8 protein-coding genes are annotated in these 8,538 nt (G+C 66.8%); 4 read left to right on the top strand and 4 right to left on the bottom strand.

Translation table 11 applies throughout. The features are described 5' to 3' along the window. Nucleotides 1–1,371: 1,371 nt before the first annotated feature. On the bottom strand, nucleotides 1,372–1,872 hold the full coding sequence (locus ACWEKS_RS48195; RefSeq protein WP_452346410.1) for an ANTAR domain-containing protein: 501 nt from the start codon (nucleotides 1,870–1,872) through the stop codon (nucleotides 1,372–1,374). Nucleotides 1,873–2,884: 1,012 nt separating this feature from the next. Between ACWEKS_RS48195 and ACWEKS_RS48190 the strand changes: the two genes are divergently transcribed. Next, a complete protein-coding gene (locus ACWEKS_RS48190; RefSeq protein WP_452346409.1) occupies nucleotides 2,885–3,064 on the top strand; it encodes a hypothetical protein in 180 nt (59 codons plus the stop codon). Between the two features lie 483 nt (nucleotides 3,065–3,547). On the opposite strand, the gene ACWEKS_RS48185 is transcribed toward ACWEKS_RS48190, so the two are convergent. After that, a complete protein-coding gene (locus ACWEKS_RS48185; protein WP_452346408.1) occupies nucleotides 3,548–3,865 on the bottom strand; it encodes a hypothetical protein in 318 nt (105 codons plus the stop codon). A gap of 154 nt (nucleotides 3,866–4,019) precedes the next feature. Continuing rightward, complete coding sequence (locus tag ACWEKS_RS48180) at nucleotides 4,020–4,184, bottom strand: hypothetical protein (RefSeq protein WP_452346407.1); 165 nt, start codon at nucleotides 4,182–4,184, stop codon at nucleotides 4,020–4,022. 244 nt (nucleotides 4,185–4,428) lie between these two features. Between ACWEKS_RS48180 and ACWEKS_RS48175 the strand changes: the two genes are divergently transcribed. Beyond that, on the top strand, nucleotides 4,429–4,581 hold the full coding sequence (locus ACWEKS_RS48175) for a hypothetical protein (RefSeq protein WP_452346406.1): 153 nt from the start codon (nucleotides 4,429–4,431) through the stop codon (nucleotides 4,579–4,581). Between the two features lie 62 nt (nucleotides 4,582–4,643). On the opposite strand, the gene ACWEKS_RS48170 is transcribed toward ACWEKS_RS48175, so the two are convergent. Next, on the bottom strand, nucleotides 4,644–5,537 hold the full coding sequence (locus tag ACWEKS_RS48170) for a LysR substrate-binding domain-containing protein (RefSeq protein ID WP_452346411.1): 894 nt from the start codon (nucleotides 5,535–5,537) through the stop codon (nucleotides 4,644–4,646). A 129-nt stretch (nucleotides 5,538–5,666) separates the two neighbouring features. Here ACWEKS_RS48170 and ACWEKS_RS48165 point away from each other — a divergent pair, with 129 nt between their 5' ends. Further along, a complete protein-coding gene (locus tag ACWEKS_RS48165) occupies nucleotides 5,667–6,971 on the top strand; it encodes an MFS transporter (protein ID WP_452346405.1) in 1,305 nt (434 codons plus the stop codon). Nucleotides 6,972–7,334: 363 nt separating this feature from the next. After that, nucleotides 7,335–8,285 (top strand): hypothetical protein, encoded by a 951-nt coding sequence (locus tag ACWEKS_RS48160; protein WP_452346404.1) that lies wholly within the window; start codon nucleotides 7,335–7,337, stop codon nucleotides 8,283–8,285. The last annotated feature ends 253 nt before the right edge of the window (nucleotides 8,286–8,538 follow it).

Raw genomic sequence — 8,538 nt, 5'->3', positions numbered from 1 at the left:
ACCGGCAGCAGGGGCTCGATGCGCTTCCACAACCGGTCGTCGATCTCCCAGGGCCTTCGTTGTGCCGTCGTATACCTCCAGTCACAGGCGACACAACAAGAACACCAACCGATCCCGCATCATTCCCCCCACCAGCCCCATTCTGTTAGGAGTTCTAAGTCGTGCTTTCCGCCGCGGTGGCGCCCTCGGCTGGTGGTCGGCACCGGCTCGCAGAGCCCAGAGTGCCGAATACTGCGTCGGCAGGGTACCCCTGAGAGGCAGGCGAAGACGAGGTAAATCCGTATGCGTCGATTGTTGATTGGAGGTCCTGCGATCGTTTTCCGAACACCTCGGCCGGGTGGGGCCGCGTCCGAAGTGGCTTGTCGGCCACGTTGAACGATGCTGCAGAGTGCGTGGGGATGAGCGTGGAGGCCTACGTCTGCTGGGGAGTGCGGTTGCTGGCGTTGCAGGCCCGACCGGGCGGCGCGATTCAGGACAGCCGTGCCGGCGGCCCGAGGAGGGACGGCGCGCACCCTACCCGGGTTCACTGAGGAACCGGAGACGGCTGCGTGGACGGAAAGCTTTGCACAGCGTTTGTCGTATCGCGCCGGCCGGCATCCCTCAGACGCCGAGCTGTGGCTGTAGCGGCAGGTCCCTTCCGGCGCGGCGTGGCGGGGGACCGGTGGACAGTCGCGCACTTACCATGGTCGGGGGTCATCCGGCAATGGCCGCGGCCATGGTCGGGTACCTGCTGGTTGAGATATGCACACCCCGCCCGGTTCTGCCTCCGTCCGCAGGCCGGGCGGGGCCGCATTCTGGCGGCGCGGCACCGCGGATTCAGGTGAGTTCATGGACCCCCTCCGGTTGCCCGGTGGGTGATCTTCCCCTGATGTGAGCAAAGGTTCCGATTGATGACTCATTCCGGTCGGCGAGGTGTGACCGGCGTTACTCTTGTCGCAGGTCAGCGAAACAACTACCTCCCTGGTTCGCTGACCTGCCATGTGTGGCTCGCAATGGCCGCGATCCGCACCATGGTCCAGTGCCGTCAGGGACTCTCCTGACGGCGCTGTCGCGTCACACGACCCCCGGCCCGGCCAAGGTCACGCTCGGGCGGCGGGCTCGGCGGATCGATCTATACCAGCCTGCCGCCGGGGCGGAGCGCAGCAGAATCGATTGCGGCCGAAGAGAATTCGTCCGAGCGGGGAGAGCCGGTAACGACCTCGTCATCGTTCGGCCACGATCGGGCACCGACCGGTTGCGAAGGCAGACCTGTTGGTATGCGCTGAGAACGTAGACGTAGCGCACAGTCCCGACGGCTGGGCCGATACGGGGGTCGCGCCCCACGTTCACACCTCTGACGCTGGGGGCGGGACCCTTGTCCCTCCGGTGTGGTCAGCGGGGGATGCGCTCGTGCGGGGTGAGCAGGATGTGGTCGAACGCCGACACCGTGCCGGGCTCGGCCGGTGGCACGGTGGGCAGCTGACGGAGTAGCTGTTCGGCCAGGGCGCGGAGCTTGGTGTTGGTTTCCTGCGACCGCCACACCAGCAGCTTGAACGCCTGCTCGTCGCTGATGCGGTACATGCGCATCTTGCGCATCAACACACCCTTGGCCCGCTCGGTCACCGCCCGCGCTTCGACCACCTCCGGTATCCACGCCTCGAGGGCGTCGTGCTCGGCACGTATTAGGGTGCCCGCGAGGTCGATGTAGAAGCCCGCGGTGCCGACCGCGTGCCCCTGGTCGAGGATGCGGGCGACCAGCATCACCTGATGCTCGACACCGTGGGTATCGATGAACCGGTGACGGCTCGAGAACGGCTCACCCAACATCACCGAGCGGGTGATCGTATCGGCGACCTTGTCGCGGTCGTCGGGATGTTTGTGTGCCAGAAGCATTTTGGTGGTCGGCTCGATCTCGCCACCAGCGATTCCGCAGGCAGCTCGGCAGGAGAACCCATAATCGGATTATCGCGCCGGGATGCGGGTGCGCTTCACCCAGCTCCGGGGATATGGGCAGGACGCATACCTTCGATCACCTCGACCGTTCACCCTCCCCGTCGGATCGGTACGTGGTCCACAGCGGGTGCGCCAGACTGCGCCCGCCGAGTTCGACCTCGAGGCGCAGAACCCGCGAATCAGCTCGAACGTAGCCTGCCGTTGACCTTGAACGTCTACGCTGGCGCACGTCGGCCCCTCGGTGGTGGCGCAGACCCCTCGGCATTTGGCCCTGGGCGTTCGTGGCATTCCTTGCGCGCGGTCGACCTCGGCGTACACCGCCGCCGCGAGTTGCGAATCCAGCCCGCCCGGCGGGACCGGGCGTCGGGCAGGGATTCGGAGGTGCGCCATGACAGCAACCCCACGCGAACCACGCGGTGAAAAACCCGCTCGCCGGCCGGGAAAACGGCATACGACCGCACCCACCATCACCCGCGATTCCGATGACGATGTGCCGGTGGTGCGCTGGCCGGAGCCGAGTCGGCTCGAATCGTGGTGGCACGCCGTCATGCACCCCGCCGCCGAGCCACCCACACCCACATAACCAAAACCGGCTCGATCGGCAGACAACGGTAGAGAGATAACCCCTGGGTTCCCTCTGGCCTTCGCTCGGGGGTGTGCGCCCGGCAAGAAGAGCAGCCGATGACCGGGCTCGGGCATCGGGCTGTTGTACGGCTAGGGGGTCGGAGGGCGGGCATCTATTGCCCTCATAGGTCGTGTGGCTCAAGCCCTTCCGTAGATGGCGGTGACGAATTCGCCGACAGACCGACGTGCTCGACGAGGTGGTCCAGAAAGTGGACTATCATGCCGGATTTTCGGCGTGTCGCTACATGAGGACGGCGGCCTCAAACGTCACCGCCCACCTGCTGTCCCTACCGCGGCCAGGCGCGGGTCCCGACCCCGACACCCGACTGTGTACGAGCGCGGGATCGCCGCCCGCTGGCGGATGAAAGCCGGCAACGACGAGCTTGACGACCTGCTCGACCGCGTCGACGTCATCGCGGCCGGGGCGGTCCAGCTCGAGTACACATGCCGCCGCGGTGACGAGCCCGACCGCGGCGGCCGAGGCGACGATCGGCAGAGACCAAGCTGATCCGCAGGACGTCGCGCTCAGCGCGCGAGTACGGCCAGGCATGCGCGATGCGGAGGATATATCGTCGACGGCGCACATCAGACCACCGAACTGGTGCCCCTGCTGGCCGAGCGCGGCGTTCATCAAACGGTGGCGGGCGCGGTCTAGCAGTGGTGAACTAAAATTCCATGGCGCCGATGGATTCGGCATTGGTGACCTGATCGAATTGGCGTGGGTTATGCGACCAGGCAATACTTACACACTTAATGTTGGAGCCTGGATATACACCGAACACGACGATGGCCTCCTTAATGACAGTATCGCGGCGGCGACGATCGATGCGACGTTCATCTTCATAGGCCGGCCTAACCCGTTAGCCACTATTCGGCCGTTATCAGCCACCGGACAACCCGACGAATCTCCGAAGTGGCGATTGCGACCGTGACGGACCGCGAAGCCGTCGCTTCGCGACGGCGGCAGCGGATGGCGACGGCCGCCCCGTAGTCAGGATGCCTTGCGATCGTGTTCGTGATTGGCGATGACAGCGAGGAGTTCCCGCACCCATGCAGGCCGCTGTTCACCGGTTCCGGCCTCGGCCAGATCGCGTTCGATCAGGGATCGGATGTAGGCCGACCGCGACAGGCCAAGCGTCTCGGCGCGCGCTTTGCATGCCTGGTCGAGGTCGTAAGGCATTTTGATCGAGCGCGGCACGATCAGGGATTCTGCTTCTGGGCCGACGGTGATCCCGAGGTCGGCTTCGGTCACCTCTTCGCCGGTGAACTCCAAGCGGTCCACCATCGCGGCCACCTCGTCGGGGGTCATGTCATCGAATGGGTCAGTCATCATTGTCGGTCGCCTCCCATTTCTCGAATTCGGCGATCTGGTCAGCGGTGAGGTACCGGGCGGGGTATACCTCGCTGTCGTGCCCCTTGGGGCGGGCATAGACGGCGGTCACGGTGCCGCTCTAGGCGCGGCCTCAGATGACGAACGTTGTCAGCCCGGTAGCCGGGTCGGTCGCGGTTCGGAACCACACCGGCCGAGTCGCGGTCATCCATGCGTTGATCACGTCGAACATGTCATCGGGGTCGACCCCGTAGCGATCGAGCATCTTCAAGATCGCCCAGAACCAGGTGATCGCCACCAGACCAGACTACCTGAGGAACTACCTGAAGAACTACCGGGCGACTCGGTCGTTCCCGATCTGTTCGGTGGCTAGGCTCGGCAAATGGCGGGCGGCAAGTCGAAGATGTCGCTGGGGCAGCAAACGCTTGTGCGTGTTGCCCTCGCGGCATGCAACGTCGGCGAGCCCGACGTTCCCGGCGCGGTCCTCGCGACCATGGGCCATCCCAGGCCATCCCAGGCCATCGCGGAAGACGGTGGTCGCCGTGCTCGAGATCCTCGATGCCGTGGGATTCAGGAGAGGTCAGTCCGCAGATACCGTGATCGAGCGAGTGGAGACGCTGCTGGCCACACGGCTGAAGACGGCGGACGTGCACGCCAGTGACGAAGAGCGGTTTGTGCGGGAAGAACCGCGCTGACAGGGTTTGCACGGCTTCGCGTGGGTGATGATTGTCTCGCCTGTGATGGTCGATCCCGGCTCTTATGGTGCCGTTGGCCGGTGTGGGGTGTCGTGGGTGGGTCGGACGGGTTTGGTGTGGGCGAGGATTGCCGTGGTCAACGCGTCCACGGGTTCGGCGGGGGCGCGTGGGTTGGTGAGCAGGACGAGGTCGAGTTCACCGAGCTCGGGCAGTCCGGCGGTCCCGGGAAGTTCGATCAGGTCGGCGGGCAGCAGGCTGCGGGCGAAGATTGCGATACCGAGGCCGGCGCGGGTGGCGGCGAGCACGGCGTTGATTCCGCGCGCGATGCAGACCACGCGGTGCTTGATACCTGCTTGCTCCAAGGCTTGCACGGCCAGTGCACGGCTGGGGCTGGGTGCCTGCCACACGATCAGCGGTACGAACTTGCCCTCGTCCCAGCGCAGGCCGGTGCCCTCGGCGGCGGCCCAGACCAGCCGGTCCCGGCGTACCAGCCGGCCCTTTCCCTCTCCGGCGGGGGTTTTGAGGAAGGCGATATCGACGTGGCCGGATTCGATTCGGCGTTGCAACTGAACCCCTTGGGACACCGTCAGATCCAGAGTGACACAAGGGTTGAGATGCCGGAAGTCGCGCAGGATCCGCGGCACCTGCGTTAACGCGAGATCGTCGGTCACCCCGAATCGCAACCGGCCCCGCAGCCCACCACCGGTGAAGTAGTTCGCCGCCTGGGAGTGGGCGGCGAGGATCGTGCGGGCGAAGCCGACCATCGCCTCCCCGTCGAGGGTCAAGACGACGCTGCGGGTGTCACGGACCAGCAGCGGCCGGCCGACCGCCTGCTCGAGCTTGCGGATGTGCTGACTCACCGTCGGCTGCCCAAGTCCCAAGGAGGCGGCGGCCTGGGTGAAGTTCAACGATTGCGCCACAGCCAGAAACGTCCGCACCTGCTCCGGAGGAAACATCACGCTGCTCATCCTGCGCTTATTCATCATAGTTCGCAATGAGAATTATTTGATCAATTCACTTTCGAAATTAGTGGGGGTTCTCCGAGGATAGAGGCACACACCAGTCAACGAGAGAGGTGCTTCGTCGTGACCAGGGCGGTCGACAGACCCGAGTTTCCCCGCACCCCAACCAATTCCCCGCACCCCCGCACTGCGACCGACACCACGACTGCGCGTAGGGCCCGGTTCGCGGCGCTGGGCTCCCGGAATTTCCGGTTGTTTCTGCTCGGTCAGGTGGTGGTGACCACGGGGTTGTGGGTGCAGCGGATCGCGCAGGACTGGCTGGTGCTCGATCTCACCGGCAGCGCCACCGCGGTCGGGGTGACCACTGCTCTGCAGTGGGCGCCGATGCTGGTCTTCGGTCTTCTCGGAGGGCAGATCGCCGACCGCTATCCACGGCGGCATGTGTTGCAGGCCACCCAAATCGCGGCGGCACTGCTGGCCACGATCCTGGCGGGACTCACCCTCACCCACCATGTCACCGCCTGGCATGTTCAGCTTTTGGCGGCCGCGCTGGGCACCATCGCCGCGATCGAGAAACCGGTGCGCAGTGCGTTCGCCACCGATCTGGTCGGGCCCGGCCAGATCCACAGCGCGGTCAGCCTCTCGTTCTCGGCGTTCTATCTCGGCAGTTTCGCCGGTCCGGCACTGTCGGGGGTGTTGATCACCACCGTCGGTCCGGGCTGGGCCTTCGCCGTCAACGCCGTGTCCTTCGCAGCCCCACTGATCGCCCTCACCCGTATCGACGCTACCCAGCTCCCGCCCCCGGCGGCACAGGGCTCGGCGGTGGGTGCTGCCACGGTTGCGCCGGGTGGGGTGCGCGCAATGCTGCGGCGGCCCCAGATCTGGCGGCCGATGGCGTTGGCCAGCGTGTTCGTCGTGTTCACCCTCAATCTGCCAGTCACATTGGCGACCTACGCCCGCACAGCCGAGGCCGGTCCCGCCGGTTATGCGCTGCTGACCTCCACACTCGCGCTCGGCTCCGTGATCGGCGCGCTGCTCGGTGCCGGGCGCGCCCGCGCCACCGTGCGCGAACTGACATGGACCGGGTTCGTGCTGGCGGGTATCTACCTGCTTGCCGCCGCGATGCCGACATCGTGGGGTCTCGCGTGCACTCTGCTCGCGATCGGCATTGTCGGCACGCAACTGTTTGCCTCGGCCAATGCCGCCGTGCAACTTGCCGCCGGCCCCGCGCACCGCGGCCGGGTGATGGCTGTCTACCTCATGATGGACACCGGCGGCGCCGCTCTCGGCGGCCCGCTGCTCGGCGCCATCAACGAGCACTACGGCCCCCGAACGGCACTGGTGCTCGCCGGCGTCATCCCCGCCGTAGCGCTCGTCCTGTTGTCTCTCACGCACCTGGCACGACCCACCACCGCAGGGACACGGTAACCGACCTGCCGGGTGGAGGGAGTCTCGGCGGTGCGGCCGAGGCCGCCGCTGTCGCAGGAGTTACCGACACTACTCGGCATCGGCCTGCACCTCCGGGTTCGCCAGAGAAGTTCCGCCCGCTACGCTTGCGTAGCCCGAAGGGCAGCCGGGCGCGCGCTCTGGTCACTGATACCGGCTCACCGGCGCGGGCGCTGACCGCCCTGCGAGCGCGGTGCTTGGCAGGAACTCGGACCGATGCCGAGGTAAACGGTGCCGACGTACCGGCACCGCACGCCGACACAATGATCTGCGACTACACCCAGGACACTGATGACACCCGCCGGCGACCGCCGCACTGAACCGAAGAGTGTAGCTGCCGAATACATGCACGTCACCAGCAATTCCCTTGCCGTGATCACGATTCCGGGCCTGCGTGGCGAGCAGGCCCGCGAGTGGCGGCAGTTCGCCCGCTGGGCGGCCGCCGCCGACCTGACCGCGCTGCCCGCCCGCGCCGATACCGTGCTGACCTACCTCGCCGAACACCCCGGCACCCCGGCCACCCAACGCGGCCGTGTCACCGCCCTCAACGCTGCCCACAAGGCCACGAAGATGCCGCAGCCCGGGGCCGCCGAGGCCGTGCGCCGCGCCCTGAATCCCGGGCGCGCGCAACGCCTGCACGAGCTCCGTGTGCACGCCGATTCGCTCATCGCCGGGCTGCCGGTCACCGGCTGGCCCGACGCGCTGACCGGCCGCCGCGACGCGGTGATCCTGCTGCTGGCCACCGAAGGCCTGTCCTGGCACCAGATTTCGAGCCTGACCCAGTCCGAGATCGCCCTCACCCCGCAGACGGTCACCATCGGCTCCCAGCCGCTGCTCGAGCTGCCCGCGACCGGCGGCCCGGCCTGCCCGGTCCGCACCTTCTCCCGCTGGGCCGGCGTCCTAGCCCACGCCCCGGCCGCTACCGGCCACATCCACCTCGAGAAGCTGCTCACCGACGTCGCGGCCGCCGATGGCACCGACGATTCGGTCGCGGAAATGTTTGTGCCGCAACCATTTCTCGCCGAGTATGCGGGTCAGCCGCTGCTGTGCGGGTTCGATGATCGCGGCCTGGCGCACGGATTCATCGGCGAGCTCGACCCGCTCCCGCCATCGGCGATCGCCGAGATCGCCACCGGCCACCTGCTCGCACCGCCCGCACCCGGCCGCGGGCCGGACCTGGACGAGGGATGGTTCGACCGCGGAATCGCCGCCCGCTGGCGCGACAAGGTGGTTCTCGACGAGCTCGATGACCTGCTCGACCGTGTCGACGCCATCGCCGCGCGCTACGGCATCTAGCGGGCGGCGCGAGGATGGGCGTGAGAGTAGTGAAGACGCAAGCCTCGACGGCCGTAAGAGCCCGCTCGCTGGGAAGGTGATACCGGACCTGGCGGAGAAGGCGACGACAAACGCTCGCCTCGCGTGGTGAAGGCGAGCGTTCGTCGAGCGGTCCCGGTGTCTGTCCAGCTGGTCAACCGGTCCGGCACGCGCGGGGCGCGTTGTCCTACAGGTCGACGGTCTCTTCGATGATGTGGGTGCCCAGTTCTTCGGT

This window comes from Nocardia sp. NPDC004711, from assembly GCF_053601595.1.
Note: the sequence above shows the minus strand (reverse complement) of the source record. Positions and strands in the feature narration are given on the sequence as shown.

Bases quoted from the DNA above. Each gene is read 5' to 3' on its own strand.
- ACWEKS_RS48195 (WP_452346410.1), bottom strand. From the start codon at position 1,872: ATGCTTCTGGCACACAAACATCCCGACGACCGCGACAAGGTCGCCGAT.
- ACWEKS_RS48185 (WP_452346408.1), bottom strand. From the start codon at position 3,865: ATGACCCCCGACGAGGTGGCCGCGATGGTGGACCGCTTGGAGTTCACC.
- ACWEKS_RS48170 (WP_452346411.1), bottom strand. From the start codon at position 5,537: ATGTTTCCTCCGGAGCAGGTGCGGACGTTTCTGGCTGTGGCGCAATCG.
- ACWEKS_RS48160 (WP_452346404.1), top strand. From the start codon at position 7,335: ATGCACGTCACCAGCAATTCCCTTGCCGTGATCACGATTCCGGGCCTG.